The sequence below is a fragment of the Rhizobium sophoriradicis genome, from assembly GCF_003939025.1.
Classification (GTDB): domain Bacteria; phylum Pseudomonadota; class Alphaproteobacteria; order Rhizobiales; family Rhizobiaceae; genus Rhizobium; species Rhizobium sophoriradicis.
Genome location: NZ_RQIH01000012.1, coordinates 135,739 through 153,959 on the forward strand (window position 1 = coordinate 135,739; position 18,221 = coordinate 153,959).

The 18,221-nt window shown below is 61.5% G+C and carries 16 protein-coding genes; 6 read left to right on the forward strand and 10 right to left on the reverse strand.

The genetic code is table 11. The features are described 5' to 3' along the window. Positions 1 to 17: 17 nt before the first annotated feature. Entirely contained in the window at positions 18 to 317 is a 300-nt protein-coding gene (locus tag EFR00_RS20935; protein ID WP_125461987.1) for a hypothetical protein, read from the reverse strand. Here EFR00_RS20935 and EFR00_RS20940 point away from each other — a divergent pair. The 3 genes from EFR00_RS20940 to EFR00_RS20950 all read left to right on the forward strand — a co-directional run bounded on the left by EFR00_RS20940 (position 316) and on the right by EFR00_RS20950 (position 3,728). Then, complete coding sequence (locus EFR00_RS20940; protein ID WP_009991478.1) at positions 316 to 624, forward strand: hypothetical protein; 309 nt, start codon at positions 316 to 318, stop codon at positions 622 to 624. The genes EFR00_RS20935 and EFR00_RS20940 overlap by 2 nt on opposite strands. Positions 625 to 695: 71 nt before the next feature. Further along, positions 696 to 1,811 carry a DNA alkylation repair protein gene (locus EFR00_RS20945; RefSeq protein WP_077989951.1) on the forward strand — a complete coding sequence of 372 codons (1,116 nt, stop codon included), beginning with the start codon at positions 696 to 698 and terminating at the stop codon, positions 1,809 to 1,811. A 246-nt stretch (positions 1,812 to 2,057) separates the two neighbouring features. Continuing rightward, positions 2,058 to 3,728 carry a DEAD/DEAH box helicase gene (locus tag EFR00_RS20950; protein ID WP_077989950.1) on the forward strand — a complete coding sequence of 557 codons (1,671 nt, stop codon included), beginning with the start codon at positions 2,058 to 2,060 and terminating at the stop codon, positions 3,726 to 3,728. A gap of 53 nt (positions 3,729 to 3,781) precedes the next feature. On the opposite strand, the gene EFR00_RS20955 is transcribed toward EFR00_RS20950, so the two are convergent. Next, entirely contained in the window at positions 3,782 to 4,684 is a 903-nt protein-coding gene (locus EFR00_RS20955) for a DMT family transporter (protein ID WP_009987817.1), read from the reverse strand. Positions 4,685 to 5,532: 848 nt separating this feature from the next. Between EFR00_RS20955 and EFR00_RS20965 the strand changes: the two genes are divergently transcribed. Genes EFR00_RS20965 through EFR00_RS20975 form a run of 3 tightly spaced genes read left to right on the forward strand, consistent with a single transcriptional unit; the run spans position 5,533 to position 8,720 of the window. Then, positions 5,533 to 6,942, forward strand: coding sequence for a circularly permuted type 2 ATP-grasp protein (locus EFR00_RS20965; RefSeq protein WP_077989949.1), 1,410 nt, complete (start codon positions 5,533 to 5,535; stop codon positions 6,940 to 6,942). Continuing rightward, on the forward strand, positions 6,942 to 7,883 hold the full coding sequence (locus tag EFR00_RS20970) for an alpha-E domain-containing protein (RefSeq protein ID WP_077989948.1): 942 nt from the start codon (positions 6,942 to 6,944) through the stop codon (positions 7,881 to 7,883). Before EFR00_RS20965 ends, EFR00_RS20970 begins: the two co-directional genes overlap by 1 nt. Before the next feature lie 12 nt (positions 7,884 to 7,895). After that, positions 7,896 to 8,720 carry a transglutaminase family protein gene (locus EFR00_RS20975; protein WP_077989947.1) on the forward strand — a complete coding sequence of 275 codons (825 nt, stop codon included), beginning with the start codon at positions 7,896 to 7,898 and terminating at the stop codon, positions 8,718 to 8,720. A 224-nt stretch (positions 8,721 to 8,944) separates the two neighbouring features. On the opposite strand, the gene EFR00_RS20980 is transcribed toward EFR00_RS20975, so the two are convergent. The 8 genes from EFR00_RS20980 to chvE form a co-directional block, all read right to left on the reverse strand. Then, positions 8,945 to 9,355, reverse strand: coding sequence for a type II toxin-antitoxin system VapC family toxin (locus tag EFR00_RS20980; protein ID WP_077989946.1), 411 nt, complete (start codon positions 9,353 to 9,355; stop codon positions 8,945 to 8,947). Continuing rightward, entirely contained in the window at positions 9,352 to 9,594 is a 243-nt protein-coding gene (locus tag EFR00_RS20985) for a type II toxin-antitoxin system Phd/YefM family antitoxin (protein WP_009983681.1), read from the reverse strand. Before EFR00_RS20985 ends, EFR00_RS20980 begins: the two co-directional genes overlap by 4 nt. 121 nt (positions 9,595 to 9,715) lie before the next feature. Next, entirely contained in the window at positions 9,716 to 11,455 is a 1,740-nt protein-coding gene (gene araD, locus EFR00_RS20990; protein WP_077989944.1) for an L-arabinonate dehydratase, read from the reverse strand. Positions 11,456 to 11,517: 62 nt separating this feature from the next. Then, positions 11,518 to 12,951, reverse strand: coding sequence for an aldehyde dehydrogenase family protein (locus EFR00_RS20995; protein ID WP_038690636.1), 1,434 nt, complete (start codon positions 12,949 to 12,951; stop codon positions 11,518 to 11,520). A 69-nt stretch (positions 12,952 to 13,020) separates the two neighbouring features. Continuing rightward, positions 13,021 to 14,016 (reverse strand): AraD1 family protein, encoded by a 996-nt coding sequence (gene araD1, locus EFR00_RS21000; protein ID WP_077990041.1) that lies wholly within the window; start codon positions 14,014 to 14,016, stop codon positions 13,021 to 13,023. A 118-nt stretch (positions 14,017 to 14,134) separates the two neighbouring features. Continuing rightward, complete coding sequence (gene mmsB, locus EFR00_RS21005; protein WP_038690640.1) at positions 14,135 to 15,340, reverse strand: multiple monosaccharide ABC transporter permease; 1,206 nt, start codon at positions 15,338 to 15,340, stop codon at positions 14,135 to 14,137. After that, positions 15,337 to 16,875: a multiple monosaccharide ABC transporter ATP-binding protein gene (gene mmsA, locus EFR00_RS21010; protein ID WP_077989943.1), complete on the reverse strand. Its 1,539-nt coding sequence runs from the start codon at positions 16,873 to 16,875 to the stop codon at positions 15,337 to 15,339. The genes mmsB and mmsA overlap by 4 nt, the downstream gene beginning before the upstream one ends. A gap of 98 nt (positions 16,876 to 16,973) precedes the next feature. After that, on the reverse strand, positions 16,974 to 18,038 hold the full coding sequence (chvE, locus tag EFR00_RS21015) for a multiple monosaccharide ABC transporter substrate-binding protein (RefSeq protein WP_009994172.1): 1,065 nt from the start codon (positions 18,036 to 18,038) through the stop codon (positions 16,974 to 16,976). Positions 18,039 to 18,221 lie beyond the last annotated feature (183 nt).

Consider the following 18,221-nt stretch of genomic DNA (forward strand, 5'->3'; position numbering starts at 1 on the left):
AATATCAACGACAAAGACTATAACGCCAAGGCTTTTAACAAGGTTTTAACCATAAATTTGCAAAGCGCAATTTTGCGAACCAGCTCACCTATCTTGAGACAGCTCATATGGGCAGCCCTGCTCCAGGCGGCTGAAAGGGCCCCACCAGCAAGCTGCGATCCTGCAACCCCCGGATCGTTTCCTGCCACGTCCGCTCCATTGAAATCATGACGAAAATTTAATCCTCGAAGCGCTTGCGCGGCCATCGCTCCGCCGCGATCCGGGCAGAGTCTTGAAATGGCTTTATGGAAGCCAGTCCAAATTGAGGAAAATACCATGTCCGTTCTTCATAAGACCATGGCGACGGGCCTGACCGCGCTGATCCTTGCCGGCGCCTCGCTCGCTACCGCCACCACTGCCGATGCCCGCCCGCGCGATGCCTTCTGGGGCGGCCTCGCCGCCGGGGTCGTCGGCGGCGCTCTCCTGTCGGAGGCCGCCCGCCCCGCCTATCCGGTCTATCCGACCTACCCTGTTTATCGGCCCTATCCCGTCTACCGGACCTATTACCGGCCGCACTATTGTCATATCGAATGGCGGCACGATCGCTGGGGCGAGCCTTATCGCGTCAAAGTATGCCCTGAATAGAGCCCCCGCATCCGGCGCCGCTTGACCTCCCGGCGGCGTCGGTCCAAACCTCCCGCAGAGGGAGGATCAGAATGCCGGAACCGCTCAAGAACCTGCTGCATGACGCGTTGATTGGCGATATGGCCGATCGCCTCGCCGCCAACGCGCCCTCCTTCGAGAAGGCCCGGTTCGTGAAGCTCGCGACCGACGGCCTCGTGGCGCTGGAGCTGATGGAACGCTCGGCGCTGATCCGCGACGCGCTTTTCGCCACGCTTCCCGAGGATTTTCCTGAAGCAGCCGCCATCCTGAAGGCAAGCCTGCCTGCGTCAGGCAGGCCCGGTCTGACCGGCTGGATGCTGCTGCCGGTCAACCAGTTCATTGCCGCCCGCGGCCCCGATCATTTCGAACTCAGCCTCGATCTCCTCAAGGCGCTGACACCGCATTTCACCGCCGAATACGGTATCCGTCCCTTCATCCATCGCGACCAGCAGCGGGCGCTTGCCATCATCTCCGGCTGGATCGGCGATCCCGACCAACATGTGCGCCGGCTGGCGAGTGAGGGAACGCGGCCGCGCCTGCCCTGGGCCATGCGCCTGCCGGAGCTCATCAAGGACCCGGCGCCGATCCTGCCGATCCTGACCGCCCTGATGGATGATCCGGAGGATTATGTCCGCCGCTCGGTCGCCAACAGCCTAAACGATATCGCCAAGGATCATCAAGATCTGGTCGCCGCCTTCATTGCCTGCCATATTAAGGGTGCCTCTTCCGAGCGGCGCCGCCTGCTGAAGCACGCTTCGCGCACGCTCCTGAAGAAGGGCCATACGCAGGCGCTCGCCAATTTCGGGTTCGCCGCTGCCGCGTCGCTCCAATGCGAACTGCGCCTGGTTAAAGGGGAGGTGATGTTCGGCGAAGGGTTGGATTTCGCAATCCGAGTGACCAATGGCAGCAAGGCCGCGCAATCGGTGATGATTGACTACGCCATTCACCATGTGAAGGCTGATGGCTCGCTGTCGCCGAAAGTATTCAAGTGCAAGACGATCATGCTTGCGCCCGGGCAGAGCCAGGCGATCGAGCGCTGCCACGCTATGCGGCCGATCACGACGCGACGCTATTATCCCGGGCAGCATCGCATCGCCATCCTTGTCAACGGTGCGGAAAGCGCGTCGGAAAGCTTCATCCTGAAAATGCCGTCGTCCAACCCGGGCTAAGGCTTTTTGTGCACCGCACTTGACTTTCCACGCGAGATAGCCCAAATGCGGCTCAGCTTTCACCCTTCCGGCCGCCGCGTGAGCGTGCCCCTGCTCAAAAATACGAAACGCAGGAAGAAGGGACAAAAGCGCATTTCGATAGAGCGCCGCACTCCCAAGAGCGGCCAGAAGCGCTGGAAAGCTTTTTCCAACTCACAAGTTCCCACTTCACGCGGGGTTCTTGACGCCAGAATGAAACCGGATCGCATGGTGCGTTCCGGCCATAGTCATTGTGGCGCCCCGAAAGGTTATGCCTTGACTAATTTTGAATCGCTTGGTGTCTCCAAGCCGATCGTCGCCACCTTGTTCCAGCTCGGCATCGAAACGCCGACGCCGATCCAGGAACAGGCCATCCCCCTCCTCCTCCAGGGCCGAGACCTGATTGGCCTTGCCCAGACCGGCACCGGCAAGACCGCCGCCTTCGGCCTGCCGCTCATCGAAAAGCTGCTTGCCGACGAGCGCCGCCCTGACAACCGCACGACGCGGACGCTGATCCTGGCGCCGACCCGCGAACTGGTGAACCAGATCGCCGACAATCTGAAGAAGTTCATCCGCAAGTCGCACCTGCGCGTCAACGTCGTCGTCGGTGGGGTCTCGATCAACAAGCAGCAACTGCAGCTGGAGAAGGGCACCGATGTCCTGGTCGCCACCCCGGGCCGCCTGCTCGATCTCGTCAATCGCCGCGCAATCACCCTGACCACGGTGCGCTATCTAGTTCTCGATGAAGCCGACCAGATGCTCGATCTCGGCTTCGTGCACGATCTGCGCAAGATCGCCAAGCTGGTCCCGAAGAAGCGGCAGACGATGCTGTTTTCGGCCACCATGCCGAAGGCGATCGCCGATCTCGCCGGCGAATATCTCGTCGATCCCATCAAGGTCGAAGTCACGCCTCCGGGCAAGGCTGCCGACAAGGTCGAGCAGTATGTGCATTTCGTCGCCGGCAAGAACGACAAGACCGAACTGCTGCGCAAGTCGCTGACCGAAAACCCCGATGGCCGAGCCATCGTCTTCCTGCGCACCAAGCACGGCGCCGAGAAGCTGATGAAGCATCTCGACAATATCGGCTATTCCGTCGCCTCGATCCACGGCAACAAGAGCCAGGGCCAGCGCGAGCGGGCGCTGAAGGCCTTCCGCGACGGCAGCATCAAGACACTGATCGCCACCGACGTTGCCGCCCGCGGCATCGACATCCCGGCCGTCAGCCACGTCTACAACTACGACCTGCCCGAAGTTCCCGACGCCTATGTTCACCGCATCGGCCGCACGGCGCGCGCCGGCCGCGACGGCATCGCCATTGCCTTCTGCGCCCCCGACGAAGCCAAGCTGCTGCGTGATATCGAGCGCCTGATGGGCATCGACATCGCAGTCGCAAGCGGCGAACCGCCGGCCAACATCGGCAACAGCGGCCCCCGCCGCGGCAACGGCAATGGCAACAACCGCAATCGCGGTGGCGGCCAGGGTCGTGGTGAGGGTCGCGGCGAAGGCCGTGGCGACGCCAACCGCTCGGAACATCGCGGCAGCCGCCAGGAACGCCGCCCGCGTCCCGAGCGGACCGGCCGCAACGAGGATTTCCGCGGCCAGCGCCGCGGCGAAGCGGCCCCAGACCTCGGCCCCGACAACGACCTGGTCTCGACCTCCGACTTCCGTCCCTCGGCAAAGCCGCAGCGGCCCGCGCATGGCGCCCATGCCAATGGCGAGCCGAGCGGTCATCACCGCGGCAATAACCGCCACGCCCACGGCCGCCCGGCCCGCAAGCACGGTGAAGACCGCGGCCAGCACCAAGCCCAGGGCGGCGAACCGCGCCGTGAGGGCGCTGGCGGCAACCGCCGCGGCGGCTCTGGCTCCCGCAATGGCGGCCAGCGCCGCGAACGCGCCTGAATCAGCGGTTGATTGAAAAGTGTAAAGGCCGGGGAAACCCGGCTTTTTGTCTTCTAGGCTTCCACCGGCCGGCGGCGTTCGACCGCCTTGCGGTTGGTCAGATAGACGCCGACGACCACGATCACCGTGCCGAGAATCAGCGGCACGGTCAGCGGTTCCCCGAAGGCGATGAAGGCTTCGAACGCGACGGCAGGCGGCATCAGATAGATCAGCGAGGCGGCACGGGAGACCTGCCCCCGGCGGATCAGATAAAGCAACAGCCCGACGCCGCCCATCGACAGTCCGAAGACCGACCAGATCAGCGCGGCAAAGGCCTGCGTTGTGCCATCGAAATGTTGATGCTCGAAGATCAGCGAAAGTGGCAGGGTGAGAATCAATGCCCCGACATATTGCAGCGTCGCGATCGACCTGAGATCGCCGGATTGCAGGTGCTTCTTCTGGTAGAGCGTGCCGTAGGTGACGGCCCCCATGGCGAGGAGGTTGATCGCCAGCGGCAGCGCGGCATGCTTCAGATCGGCAGTTGCCGGATCGAGGAACTTCGGCGAAATGGCGATGGCAATGCCGATGAAGCCGAGGACAAGGCCGACCTTCTGCATCTGCTGCAACCGCTCGCCGACGAGGAAGGGAGCCGCCATCGCCGTCAACAACGGCTGCAGCGCCGCGATGATCCCCGATATGCCGGCCGGCACACCATTGGCGATCGCCCACCACAGACCGGCGAGATAAAAGCCGTGGAGGAAGAAGCCGGAATAGATGGCGCGAAGCCAGGTCGCCCGGCCTTTCGGCCATTGCGCTTTGGTCACCAGGCAAAAGGCGAGGAACGCCAAGGCCGACAGCGCGTAACGTATTGAAAGGAAGGTGAAAGGCTCGGAATGCAGCGCCGCATATTTCGCCACCACCCAGCCCGTGGACCAGAGCAGGACGAAAACGGCGGGGGCGAAGCGGTCGAGGGACATGGGGCTGCTCAGCGGAAAAGAGTTCGCCGTGCTGATAGCTGCAGCCGACGGTCGCAGTCAAAGGCGAAGCGTTGATGCTTATTTGAAATTTCGCTGATGGTGAGGACGCCGACCGGCCGGAAGATGATACTTTCAACATGACGAACAAGCCTGTCGGAAGCTCGCCAGCATGCTGCAGCAGTGAGGATTCGCCGGCGCTCCCCCACACTCCACCTCATCCTGTGCTCGTCACAGGAATCCAGTGCGCCCAAGTCCTTGGGCGCGGGAGACTCCCTTCACGCGGACGCGCGGTGAATGGATTCCAGGCTCAAGGCCTGGAATGACGGAGGTTGGCGGTGTTGCCGCCAAACGAGCCGTTGACGTTTCGGACCGCAGGCGGTGATCCCGCCCGTTATAGCGCCGCCTTCGACCAGCGACCGGCCTCGTACGCTGCGCCGACGGCGAGTTTGGCGCAAGTGCAACCCTCACCCTCCGTCATTCCAGGCCTTGAGCCTGGAATCCACGTCTCCACCCTCCGTCCTGCTCGGCCTTGAGCCGAGCATCCACACCGCATCCTCCAGCGACAATAGACAGGTCGCATCTTCTCTTGCTCCCTCCTGTGCTCGCCACGGGAATGAGCGTGTGGTGAGGCCATGCTCCCTGATCTCTGTCGAACTAAAAACAACCACATGCTCACTTTTCACGCAGGTCTCAACGGCAAGACCATCGGCCACTCCACGCCCCACCCCTCGAACACCCGATTTCCCACCCCTTTTCCCGCAGCGCAAAATCTTTTCCCCGAACTGCGCATGGTTCTTGCATTGCAATTTGCGTTGTATTCAAATGAACAAAAAAGGGGAGCCGCACCTTTGGCATTTGACGAAATGATTACCGGGGACGAAAGTCCTCGCCCGCCTTATGAAAAATATTTCGAGTGGTACAATAGCCAAGACCGGTCGCATCTGATTGCCAAGTCCCGCGATGCGGAAAACATCTTCCGGAAGACCGGCATCACCTTCGCGGTCTACGGCCACGCCGACAGTTCCGAAAAGCTCATCCCCTTCGACATCATTCCCCGCATCATCTCCGCCCGCGAATGGCGCAAGCTCGCCCAGGGAATCGAGCAGCGGGTGATCGCCCTCAACGCCTTCCTCGACGATATCTACCATAAGCAGGAGATCATCCGTGCCGGCCGCGTCCCGCGCGAGCTGATCGAGCACAATGTCGCCTTCCTGTCGGAGATGATCGGCTTCTGTCCGCCCGGCGGCGTCTACACCCATATCGTCGGCACCGACATCGTGCGCACCGGCGAGGATCAGTTCTACGTGCTGGAGGATAATGCCCGCACCCCTTCCGGCGTCAGCTACATGCTGGAAAACCGGGAAACCATGATGCAGATGTTCCCGGAACTCTTCCATGAGAACAAGGTGCAGCGCGTCGAAGACTATCCCTATCTGCTGCGCCAGAGTCTTGCTTCGCTTGCGCCTCCCGGCTGCACCGGCAAGCCGCGCGTCGCGGTGCTGACGCCCGGCATCTATAATTCGGCCTATTACGAGCATTCCTTCCTCGCCGACATGATGGGCGTCGAACTGGTCGAGGGCTCTGATCTGCGCGTCATCGACGGCAAGGTGAAAATGCGCACGACTCGCGGCTACGAGGCCATCGACGTGCTCTACCGCCGCGTCGACGACGACTTCCTCGATCCCCTGACCTTCCGAGCCGATTCCGCGCTCGGCATCCCCGGCATCATGGACGTCTACCGCTCCGGCAATATCACCATTGCCAACGCGCCCGGCACCGGCATTTGCGACGACAAGGCGATCTATTCCTACATGCCGGAGATCGTCGAATTCTACACCGGCAGCAAGGCGCTGCTCGAAAACGTGCCGACCTGGCGCTGCTCGGAAGCATCAAGCCTGAAATACGTGCTCGAGCACCTGGAGGAGCTGGTCGTCAAGGAAGTGCACGGCTCCGGCGGCTACGGCATGCTTGTGGGACCGACGGCGTCGAAGAAAGAGCGCGCCGATTTCGCCGAAAAACTGAAAGCCAAGCCGAACAACTACATCGCCCAGCCGACGCTGTCGCTCTCCACCGTACCGATCCTCGTCAACAAGGGCATTGCGCCGCGCCACGTCGATCTGCGCCCCTATGTGCTCGTCTCCGACAAAGTTCAGATCATTCCGGGCGGGCTCACCCGCGTGGCGCTGAAACAAGGCTCTCTGGTGGTCAATTCCAGCCAGGGCGGCGGCACCAAAGACACCTGGGTATTGGAGGACTGATGCTCGGAAGAACTGCAAACGGCCTCTACTGGATGTTCCGATACATCGAGCGCGCCGAAAATATCGCCCGCCTGGTCGACGCCGGACTGCGCATGTCACTGACCCGCAGCAGCGCCGGCGACGACAACTGGGATGGCGTGCTGCAAAGTGCTGGCGTGCGCGAGGCTTATGACCAGGGCCACGCGAAGCTGACGAATGCCGATGCGATCGATTATCTCCTGCGCGATCGCGCCAATCCGTCGAGCGTCATGTCCTGCATCGAGTCCGGCCGCAACAATGCCCGCATGGTGCGCACCGCGCTGACGCGCGAGACCTGGGAAGCGACCAACGAATGCTGGATCGACCTGAAGTCGCTGCTCGAAAAGCGCGTCAAGCCGGCCGAGATGCCCGAGGTGATCGACGCCATCAAGCGCCGCGCCGGCCTGATCCGCGGTGCCTTCCACGGTTCGACGCTGCGCAATGAGCTCTATAACTTTGCCCGCATCGGCACCTTCATTGAGCGGGCCGATAATACCAGCCGCATCCTCGACGTGAAATATTACGTGCTGCTGCCCTCGGTCTCGGCGGTCGGCTCCTCGCTCGACAATGTGCAGTGGGAATCGATCCTGCGCTCGGTCTCCGCCCACCGCGCCTATAGCTGGGCCTATGACGGCGAATACCGCGCGATGAACATTGCCGACTTCCTGACGCTGAACGTCCAGATGCCGCGTTCGCTCGCCTATTGCTACGAAAAGATCGTCAGCAATCTCGGCTATCTCGCCCAGGATTACGAGGCACGGCTGCCTGCCCACGATACCGCCGATGCGATTCGCACCACGCTGCAGACGCGGGCGATCCGCGACATCATGGATCAGGGCCTGCACGAATTCCTGGAGGATTTCGTCTCGCGCAACAACCAGCTCGGCGCGGAAATTTCCGACGGCTACCGGTTCTATGTTTAAGCGGATCAGACCATGAGACTGAAGATCAGCCACCTCACCGAATACCGCTACGACGAACCGGCGCAGTTCTCGCTGCAGCGCCTCAGGCTGACGCCGCCGACATCAGCTGCTCAGAAGGTGCTCGGATGGTCGTTGAACGTCGAGGGCGCCACACCCGAGGTGGAGTATGACGACCAGTACGGCAACCACGTCAATCTGGTCTCGCTGGAAGGCGCGCAGCACGTGACGCGCATCTTGGCCGAGGGCGAGATCGAGACGGCGGACAATAATGGTGTCACCGGCCCGCACACCGGCTTCTGCCCGCTTTGGCTCTTCCTGCGCGAGACGCCGCTGACCAAGGGCGGCAAGCTGGTCAAGGAACTCGTCAAGAGCGTCGGTGGCGACAACGAGCTTGCCCGCATGCATGCGCTGATGGCGGCAATCCATGAGACTGTCGACTATAAGCCAGGCACCAGCAACGCCGCGACGACGGCCGAACAGGCGCTGGAGAAGAAGAGCGGCGTCTGCCAGGACCATGCGCACATCTTCGTTTCCGCCGCCCGCGCCCTGCACGTCCCGGCCCGTTACGTCTCCGGCTATCTGATGATGGAGGAAAAGATCGAACAGGCGGCGACCCATGCCTGGGCCGAGGCCCATATTCCCGGCCTCGGCTGGGTCGGCTTCGATCCCGCCAACGAGATCTGCCCGGACGCCCGCTACGTCAGGATCGCCTCCGGCCTCTGCTACCGCGACGCCGCGCCGATCTCCGGCATGCGCATCGGCACGCCGGGCGAAACCCTGTCGGTCACCGTGAAGGTGGAAGATAGTGGGCAGATGCAAAGCCAGAGCCAGAGCTGAGGGCTCCGCGAAGGCTGCAAACCAGCTTCGGCTCGTCCGGAAACTTAACCGCTGCGCTCAAGCGGCGGGCGTTCCTGGCCCATCGAACGTGTTTATGAAGGAAAGCAGGCTGCAGCGGGTCGCATTTCGACCCGCCTGCGTCGCGCCTTCCGCCGCAAACGGCCTGCGATCTGCACGTCTTTCGAATAAGGATGAACACCGCATGGCGCCTAAGTCCCGATCAGCTAGCCCGCAGCAAGAGCCTGCAGGTGGCCGCGCGCACCGTAGCTGAGGATCGCCTGATCGGCTGTAAGCAGCGGGACACGATGGAAACGGGCCGTGGCGACGATGATGCGGTCGGCGGGGTCGGCATGAAACTCGCCGGGCAGCCTGACGCTGTCTACCGCGATGGACGGCTCGATCGGCGCAAGCTGGAGTCCGGGCAGAGACAGCGCGCTGTCGACCCATCGCCCGACTTCGTCGCCAAGCGCCAGGCGCCCCTTCTGCACCAGCATCGCGATTTCCCAGGGTGTGATCGCCGACACCAGGATCCGGCTTTTCCCAATCATCTCGTCGATGATGCGTCGGGCTTGCGCGCCAAGACGGGCATCGTCCTGCATTGTCCAGACGAGAACATGCGTATCGATGACGATCAACGGAGGGAGTCCCAATCTTCCGGTTCAACGACCGGAGACAGCGGATCGTCATAGTGCACAACGCTGCCCTTCATCGCCCCGATGATGCTCTTGCGGCTGCCGGTGTCAGGTGCCGGCGAAAGCACCGCCACCGGTTTGCCCCGCTTGGTGATGACGATGGATTCATCGTCGTCCCGCATCTGATCGATCAGATTCAGGCACTTCGCCTTAAATTCAGCCGCACCGATGACCTTGGACATGACCATATCTCCTGTACACTTGTACAAGATATAATACCATATCGGTATTGAACAAGGGCAAAGGAAAAGGCGGGGCTCTCACCCCGCCTTTTCAACGATCCAATTTCGGATGCGTCCCTACTCAGTGGCTGTCCTTGCCGACCGCGTTTCCGCGACATCCCTTGAGGAAGTCGAGGTCGGCGCCGGTATCGGCGCCTTCGACATGCTGCTGGTGCAGGTAGGCATAGCCCGATGTGGGCAGATCGTGGTTCGGCTGCCATTCGGCAAGCCGCCGCGTCAGTTCCTCATCTGATATGTCGAGATGCAGACGGCGGTTCGGCACATCCAGTTCGATCATGTCGCCGTTCTTCACGACCGCAAGCGGTCCGCCGACTGCGGCTTCCGGAGAGGTGTGCAGCACGACGGTGCCATAGGCCGTTCCGGACATGCGGGCGTCTGAAATGCGCACCATGTCGAGGATGCCTTTCTTGAGCACCTTCGGCGGCAGTCCCATGTTGCCGACTTCGGCCATGCCGGGATAGCCCTTCGGCCCGCAATTCTTCATCACCATGACGCAGGTCTCGTCGATGTCGAGATTGTCGTCGTTGATCTTGGCCTTGTAGTCGTCGATATCCTCGAACACGACTGCCCTGCCCTTGTGCACCAGGAGATGCGGCGAGGCAGCCGAAGGCTTCAGCACCGCGCCCTTTGGCGCGAGATTGCCGCGCAGCACGACGATGCCGCCCGACGAGGTCAGCGCCTTTTCGGCAGGCAGAATGACGTCTTCGTTCCAGTTGACGACGTCCTTGACCTCGTCCCAGACGGTTTCGCCGGAGACCGTCAGCGCGTCCTTGTGCAGCAGCCCGGCTTCGCCGAGGCGCTTCAGCACGACAGGCAGGCCGCCGGCATAGAAGAATTCTTCCATCAGGTATTTGCCCGACGGCATCAGGTTGACGATGGTCGGCACGTCGCGGCCGCAGCGGTCCCAGTCGTCGAGCGAAAGATCGATGCCGACACGGCCGGCGATGGCGAGCAGGTGGATAACGGCATTGGTCGATCCGCCGATCGCCGCATTGGTGCGGATGGCGTTTTCGAAAGCCTGCTTCGTCATGATCTCGGACGGCTTCAGGTCGTCCTTGACCATCTGCACGATGCGGCGGCCGGTGAGCTGCGCCATCACCTTGCGGCGGGAATCGACGCCGGGGATCGCGGCATTGCCTGATAGCGCCATGCCGAGCGCTTCGGCCATCGACGCCATCGTCGAGGCGGTGCCCATCGTGTTGCAGGTGCCCGACGAGCGGCTCATCGAAGCTTCGGCTTCGAGGAACTCGGCCTGCGTCATCTCGCCGGCCTTCACCATCTCGGAGAACTTCCACAGATGGGTGCCGGAGCCGACGCGCTCGCCGCGGAAATAGCCGTTCAGCATCGGTCCGCCGGTGACGACAATCGACGGCAGGTCGCAGGAGGCCGCACCCATCAGCAGCGACGGCGTGGTCTTATCGCAGCCGACCAAGAGCACGCAGCCATCCATCGGCTGGCCGCGGATCGCTTCTTCCACCGCGAGCGCCGCGAGGTTGCGGTACATCATCGCGGTCGGGCGGAAGGTGTTTTCGGAGGCCGAGAATACCGGCACCTCGAGCGGGAAACCGCCGGCTTCCCAGACGCCCGCCTTCACCTTCTCGGCGAGCTCTCTCAAATGACCGTTGCACGGGGTCATATCCGACCAGGTGTTGAGGATGCCGATCACCGGCCGGCCATCGAACAGGTCGTGCGGATAACCCTGGTTCTTAAGCCAGCCGCGATGATAAATCACGTCGCGGCTCGTGCCGCCGTACCATTCCTGCGACCTCAGCCGGCGCGGCCATTCCGCTTTCTTTTTCATTTTCTCTGTCCTTCAGGTGAATTGCCGGGCCGATTCGTACAGCCCGGGTCATCGGATATGTCTCAAGCCAGCGTGTAGGCGGTCTTGACCACGGTAAAGAATTCGCTCGCATACTTGCCCTGCTCGCGCGGACCATAGGACGAACCCTTGCGGCCGCCGAACGGCACGTGGAAGTCGACGCCCGCCGTCGGCAGGTTGACCATGACCATGCCGGCCTCGGCATTGCGCTTGAAATGCGTCGCATGCTTCAGGCTGGTCGTGGCGATACCGGCCGAAAGGCCGAACGGCGTGTCGTTGGCCGTCGCCAGCGCCTCGTCGTAGTCCTTGACCCGGATTACCGAGACAACGGGCCCGAAGATCTCCTCGCGCGAAATCCGCATCTGATTAGTGGCTTCGGTAAACAGCGTCGGCTGCAGGTAGAAGCCGGGCGTCTCGCGGGAAATGACCTCGCCGCCGAAAGCGAGCTTGGCGCCTTCCTTTTTGCCGATCTCGATATAGTCGGTATCGGTCTTCAGCTGCCGCTCGTCGACAACAGGGCCGATATGGGTGCCGGCCTTCAAAGCGTTGTCGACGACCAGCGTCTTCAGCTTCTCGGTCAACGCGGCGACGAACTTGTCGTGAATGCCTTCGGTAACGATCAGGCGCGAGGAAGCGGTGCAGCGCTGGCCGGTCGAAAAGAAGCCGGAATTGGCGGCGGCTTCGACGGCGACGGAAAGGTCGGCGTCGTCGAGCACGACCATCGGGTTCTTGCCGCCCATCTCGAGCTGGAACTTGCGGTTATGCTCGATGGAGGCGGCGGCGACGCGCCGGCCGGTGCCGGTCGAACCGGTAAAGGTGATGCCGGCAACGTCAGGGCTTTCCAGCATCGCCTGGCCGACGACCGAGCCCTTGCCCATGACGAGGTTCAAGACGCCCTTTGGCAGGCCGGCGCGGTTGAGGATGTCGACGATCGCCCAGGAACAGGCCGGCACCAGCTCGGCCGGCTTGAAAACGATGGTGTTGCCGTAGCAGAGCGCCGGCGCGATCTTCCAGGCTGGAATGGCGATCGGGAAATTCCATGGCGTGATGATGCCGATGACGCCGAGCGCTTCGCGGGTGATCTCGACGCCGATGTTCGGACGCACCGACGGGATGACCTCGCCGGCAAGCCGCAAGGCTTCGCCTGCGAAGAATTCGAAGATCTGCGAGGCACGGATGACTTCGCCGGTGGCTTCCGGCAGGGTCTTGCCTTCTTCGCGGGCGAGCAGCGCGCCGAGCTCGTCCTTGCGCGCCATGATCTCGTCGCCCGTCTTCTTCAGGATGACATGACGTTCCCAGATGCCCGAGCGCGACCAGGCCGGAAAGGCGGCCTTGGCAGCGGCGATGGCGTTCTTGGTATCCTCGGCGCTGCCGTCGGCATAGAGACCGACGACTTCGTTGGTGTCGGACGGATTGATGTTCTTCGTCGCGTTCGTGCCGACCCATTCGCCGGCGATCAGGTTTTGATAAATGGTCATGGGCTCAACAAGCCTCCTTTACCGTTTACAAACACGGCCCGGCCGCGGACGCGGACCCGGCCTCGAAAATCAGAGCTGCTTGACGGAAATCTCTTCTTCGGCCGCTACCTTCAGCGGATTGCGCAGCGGCAGGCCGAATTCGGCGACTTCGATCTCGAAGAGGTCGCCCTCTTCCGTCTTGATACCGTCGGCGAAGGATAGCGTCGCCGTGCCGAACATATGGACATGGACATCTCCCGGAACCCGGAAGAGGCCGTATTTGAAATGGTGATATTCCAGATTGGCGAAGGTGTGAGACATGTTCGCCTCGCCCGACAGGAAGGGCTTTTCGAAGATCACCTTGTCGCCGCGCTTGATGCGTGAGGTACCACGGATGTCGTCGGGGGCCGCACCGATGCGGATTTCCGGACCATAGGCGGCCGGGCGCAGTTTCGAATGGGCGAGGAAGAGGTAGTTGATCCGCTCGGTGACGTGGTCGGAAAACTCATTCGACAGGGCAAAGCCGATCCGGAACGGTGTTCCGTCTTTGGCGATGACGTAGATGCCGGCCATTTCAGGCTCTTCACCGCCGTCGAGCGCAAAGGAGGGCGAGACGAGCGGTGCGCCGGGGGCAGCCGCGCCATAGCCGTTGCCCTTGTAGAACCATTCCGGCTGCACGCCCTTTTCGCCCGCTTTCGGCTTGCCGTTCTCGAGACCCATCTTGAACATCTTCATCGAGTCGGTCAGCGTTTCCTCGGCCGCCTCGGTGGTTTTCTTGTGCATGGAATCGCGGGTGGCGGCGGAGCCGAGATGCGTGAGGCCCGTGCCGGTCAGATGCAGATGGGCGGCGTCCGGATGGGTGATCGGCGGCAGGAAGCGGCCTTCCGCATAGGCTTTCTCAAGATCGACGGCATCGCCGTAGCCATGCGCCTCGATGACCGCGGCCAGCGACTTGCCGCCGTCGGCGGCTTCCATTGCCAGCGCATAGACGCTGCCGGCGTTGTTGACCGTTCTCGCAGCGCCGCCCTGCTCGCGCACGGCGACGACGATCTCTCCGTTGGCACCCTTGATCTGGGAAATAAGCACGACTTTGATCCTTCTCGTTTCCGCGAAGACAGAAAAGCTCCGCCTGTCCGGCTCCCTCAGGAGCCGGAATCCATCATTCATATGACTGCGAATGCCGGGGCTGGCGCCTTTTGAGCGCTCAGCCCTTGTTCTTGTTGTAGACGTCGAAGAACACGGCGGCGAGAAGCACCGCACCCTTGACCATCTGCTGGAAGTCGATGCCGAGGCCGACGATCGACATGCCGTTGTTCATGACGCCCATGATGAACGCACCGATGACTGCGCCGGTGATCTTGCCGACGCCGCCGGATGCCGAGGCGCCGCCGATGAAGCAGGCCGCAATCACGTCAAGCTCGAAGCCGACGCCGGCCTTCGGCGTTGCCGAGTTCAGGCGGAGAGCGACGATCATGCCGGCAAGGCCCGCAAGCACGCCCATGTTGACGAAGGTGTAGAAGCTGAGGCGCTGCGTGTTGATGCCCGAAAGCTTGGTCGCCTTTTCATTGCCGCCCATGGCATAGATGCGGCGGCCGATCGTCGTGCGCTTGGTGACGAAAGCATAGATCGCGATCAGCACCAGCATGACGACGAGAACGTTCGGCAGGCCCCTGTAGCTGGACAGGAGATAGCCGAGCCACAGAATGGCGACAGAAACGACCAGGTTCTGGGCGATGAAGAAGCCCATCGGCTCGACGTCGATCCCGTGGCTCTCGTTCACCCTGCGGCGGCGCCATGCGAGATAGAAGAGGATGACCGGCAGGATCACCGTCAGGATCAGCGAGGTCGACTGGACGGGCGTGCCGAAGACGTCGATCATGTCGCCCGGCAGGAAGCCGGTGCTGATGACCTGAAATTCCTTCGGGAACGGGCCGATGTTCTTGCCGTTCAGCACCGTCAGCGTCAGGCCGCGGAAGACGAGCATGCCTGCGAGCGTCACGATGAAGGACGGAATGCGGTGATAGGCGATGAAATAGCCCTGCGCCGCGCCGATGATGCCGCCGACGATAAGACAAATCAGACCGGCGACCCAGAAATTCATGCCCCATGTCACGGTGAAGATCGCCGCGAGCGCGCCGACGAAGGCGACGATCGAACCGACCGAAAGGTCGATATGGCCCGCCACGATGACGAGCAGCATGCCGAGCGCCATGATGACGATGAACGAATTCTGCAGGACCAGGTTCGTCAGATTAACCGGCTTGAAGAGGATGCCGCCGGTGTAGAACTGGAAGAATACCATGATCGCGACGAGCGCGATGAGCATGCCGTATTCACGAATGTTGCCGCGGATGTAGTCGGCAACCGAAACGACGTTGCTTTCTTCGGTTGCTGGGTTGACCGGAGTCATTGTCTCTTCTCCCCTGAGCGCATGATAGCGCGCATGATGGTTTCCTGGCTTGCTTCTCCCTTCGGCAGTTCGGCAACGATGCGTCCTTCGTTCATCACGTAGATGCGGTCACAAGTGCCAAGCAGTTCGGGCATTTCCGATGAGATCATCAGAACGCCCTTTCCATCGGCGGCAAGCTGGTTGATGATAGTATAAATCTCGTACTTTGCGCCAACGTCGATGCCGCGGGTGGGCTCGTCGAGGATCAAAATCTCGGGATCGGAGAACAGCCACTTCGACAGCACGACCTTTTGCTGGTTGCCGCCGGAAAGATTGACCGTTTCCTGGAAGATGCCGTGCGAGCGAATGCGCAGCTTCGACCGGTAATCGGTCGCGACCTTCATCTCCTTGATGTCGTCGATGACGCTGTTGTTCGAAATTCCGTCGAGATTGGCGAGCGTCGTATTGTGCAGGATCGTGTCGTTGAGCACGAGGCCAAGCTGTTTGCGGTCCTCGGTGACATAGGCAAGACCTGCATCGATCGCCTTGCGCACGGTACTGACATCGACGGCCTTGCCGTCGACGAAGACCTCGCCGCTGATCTTGTGCCCGTAGGACTTGCCGAAGACACTCATGGCGAATTCGGTGCGGCCCGCGCCCATCAGGCCGGCAATGCCGACAACCTCGCCCTTGCGGACATTGACATTGATGTTGTGCAGCACCTGGCGGTCGCGGTGATGCTGGTGGTAGGCGTTCCAGTTCTTCACTTCGAAGATCGTCTCGCCGATCGGCACCGAGCGCGGCGGATAACGGTCGGCAAGGTCGCGGCCCACCATGTTCTTGATGATGATGTCTTCGCTGATCTCGTCGGCGTGACAGTCGAGCGTCTTGACGGTCATGCCGTCGCGCAGCACCGTGATCTGGTCGGCGACCTTGCGGATCTCGTTCAGCTTGTGGGAAATGATGATCGAGGTGATGCCCTGATTGCGGAACTCGATCAGCAGATTGAGCAGCGCGTCGGAATCCTTCTCGTTGAGCGAGGCTGTGGGCTCGTCGAGGATGAGCAGCTTCACACTCTTCGACAGCGCCTTGGCGATCTCGACGAGCTGCTGCTTGCCGACGCCGATATCGGTGACCAGCGTATTCGGGGATTCGCGCAGGCCCACCTTCTGCAGCAGCTGCTTCGTGCGGTTATACGTCTCTTCCCAGCTGATGACGCCCTTCTTGGCGTTCTCGTTGCCGAGGAAGATGTTTTCGCCGATCGACAGCAATGGCACGAGCGCCAGTTCCTGGTGAATGATGACGATGCCGATTTCTTCGGAATCCTTCAGGACCTTGAAGTGGCGCGTCTCGCCTTCATAGACGATGTCGCCTTCATAGCTTCCTGTCGGATAGACGCCTGAGAGCACTTTCATCAGGGTCGATTTGCCGGCCCCGTTTTCGCCCACCAATGCGTGGATCTCACCCTGGCGAACCTTGAGGTTCACGTTCTCCAGCGCCTTGACGCCCGGGAACGTCTTGGTGATGCTCCGCATTTCGAGGATGGTATTGTCCATAGTCAAAGTTCCAGCGCCTTGAGCCGCCGAGCGGCTTGGCGATCATAAAATCGAAGGCCGGAACCCGCAAGCACGCGGGCTCCGGCCTCGTGTTTAACTTACTTCAGCTTGTCTTCGGTGTAGTAACCGCCGTCGACCAGGATCTGCTTGTAGTTGGTCTTGTCGACCGAAACCGGCTTCAGCAGATAGGACGGAACGACCTTGACGCCGTTGTCGTAGGTCTTCGTGTCGTTGACCTCGGGCTCCTTGCCGGACATGACGGCATCGACCATGGCAACAGTGACCTTGGCGAGTTCGCGGGTGTCCTTGAAGACCGTCGAGTGCTGTTCGCCAGCGATGATCGACTTGACCGACGGGACTTCGGCGTCCTGACCGGAAACGATCGGGAGCGGCTGGTCAGCCGAACCGTAGCCGACGCCCTTCAGCGAGGAGATGATACCGATCGAGAGACCGTCATAGGGAGACAGGACGGCATCGACCTTGGCGTCGGTGTAGTTGGCCGAGAGCAGGTTGTCCATGCGGGCCTGAGCGGTTGCCGCATCCCAACGCAGGGTGCCGACCTTGTCCATGCCGGTCTGGCCGGACTTCACGACGAGCTTGCCGGAGTCGATGTAGGGCTGCAGGACCGACATTGCGCCATCATAGAAGAAGAAGGCGTTGTTATCATCAGGCGAACCGCCGAAGAGTTCGATGTTGAACGGGCCCTTGCCATCCTTGAGGCCGAGGGCGTCAACGATGGAGGTTGCCTGCAGAACGCCGACCTGGAAGTTGTCGAAGGTGGCGTAGTAATCGACGTTGGCCGAGTCGCGGATCAGGCGGTCGTAAGCGATGACCTTGATGCCGGCATCGTGAGCCTTCTGGAGAACGTCGGAAAGCGTCGTACCATCGATCGAAGCGATGACGAGAACCTTGGCACCCTTGGTGACCATGTTTTCGATCTGCGACAGCTGGTTCGGAATATCGTCGTCAGCATACTGCAGGTCGGTCTTGTAGCCGGCGGCCTCGAGCTGCTTGACGATGTTGTTGCCGTCGTCGATCCAGCGAGCGGAGGACTTCGTCGGCATTGCGATGCCCACGAGCCCCTTGTCCTGCGCCATGGCAGGCATAACGAACGAAGCGACGCCGAAGGCAGCCGCAGCCATCAATGAGATAATGGATTTCATTTCTCTCTCCCTTGTTAATAGATCAGCGGACGAAAAATCGCCCGCCCGAAACTGTGGCAGGTTCCGTATTGGATAGTTACTTCAGATGGTGAGAAACGAAGTAGGTCTCCTCCACGATCTCACACGTGTTGAGTGCCAACCAGCACACGGCGGCAAACTGGTATGGATTCCTATAACTGTCAA

Excerpts from the sequence above, each read along its gene's own strand:
- EFR00_RS20940 (WP_009991478.1), top strand. The coding sequence starts at position 316 with ATGTCCGTTCTTCATAAGACCATGGCGACGGGCCTGACCGCGCTGATC.
- EFR00_RS20935 (WP_125461987.1), bottom strand. The coding sequence starts at position 317 with ATGGTATTTTCCTCAATTTGGACTGGCTTCCATAAAGCCATTTCAAGA.
- EFR00_RS20945 (WP_077989951.1), top strand. The coding sequence starts at position 696 with ATGCCGGAACCGCTCAAGAACCTGCTGCATGACGCGTTGATTGGCGAT.
- EFR00_RS20950 (WP_077989950.1), top strand. The coding sequence starts at position 2,058 with ATGGTGCGTTCCGGCCATAGTCATTGTGGCGCCCCGAAAGGTTATGCC.
- EFR00_RS20955 (WP_009987817.1), bottom strand. The coding sequence starts at position 4,684 with ATGTCCCTCGACCGCTTCGCCCCCGCCGTTTTCGTCCTGCTCTGGTCC.
- EFR00_RS20970 (WP_077989948.1), top strand. The coding sequence starts at position 6,942 with ATGCTCGGAAGAACTGCAAACGGCCTCTACTGGATGTTCCGATACATC.
- EFR00_RS20975 (WP_077989947.1), top strand. The coding sequence starts at position 7,896 with ATGAGACTGAAGATCAGCCACCTCACCGAATACCGCTACGACGAACCG.
- EFR00_RS20985 (WP_009983681.1), bottom strand. The coding sequence starts at position 9,594 with ATGTCCAAGGTCATCGGTGCGGCTGAATTTAAGGCGAAGTGCCTGAAT.
- araD (WP_077989944.1), bottom strand. The coding sequence starts at position 11,455 with ATGAAAAAGAAAGCGGAATGGCCGCGCCGGCTGAGGTCGCAGGAATGG.
- EFR00_RS20995 (WP_038690636.1), bottom strand. The coding sequence starts at position 12,951 with ATGACCATTTATCAAAACCTGATCGCCGGCGAATGGGTCGGCACGAAC.
- mmsB (WP_038690640.1), bottom strand. The coding sequence starts at position 15,340 with ATGACTCCGGTCAACCCAGCAACCGAAGAAAGCAACGTCGTTTCGGTT.
- mmsA (WP_077989943.1), bottom strand. The coding sequence starts at position 16,875 with ATGGACAATACCATCCTCGAAATGCGGAGCATCACCAAGACGTTCCCG.
- chvE (WP_009994172.1), bottom strand. The coding sequence starts at position 18,038 with ATGAAATCCATTATCTCATTGATGGCTGCGGCTGCCTTCGGCGTCGCT.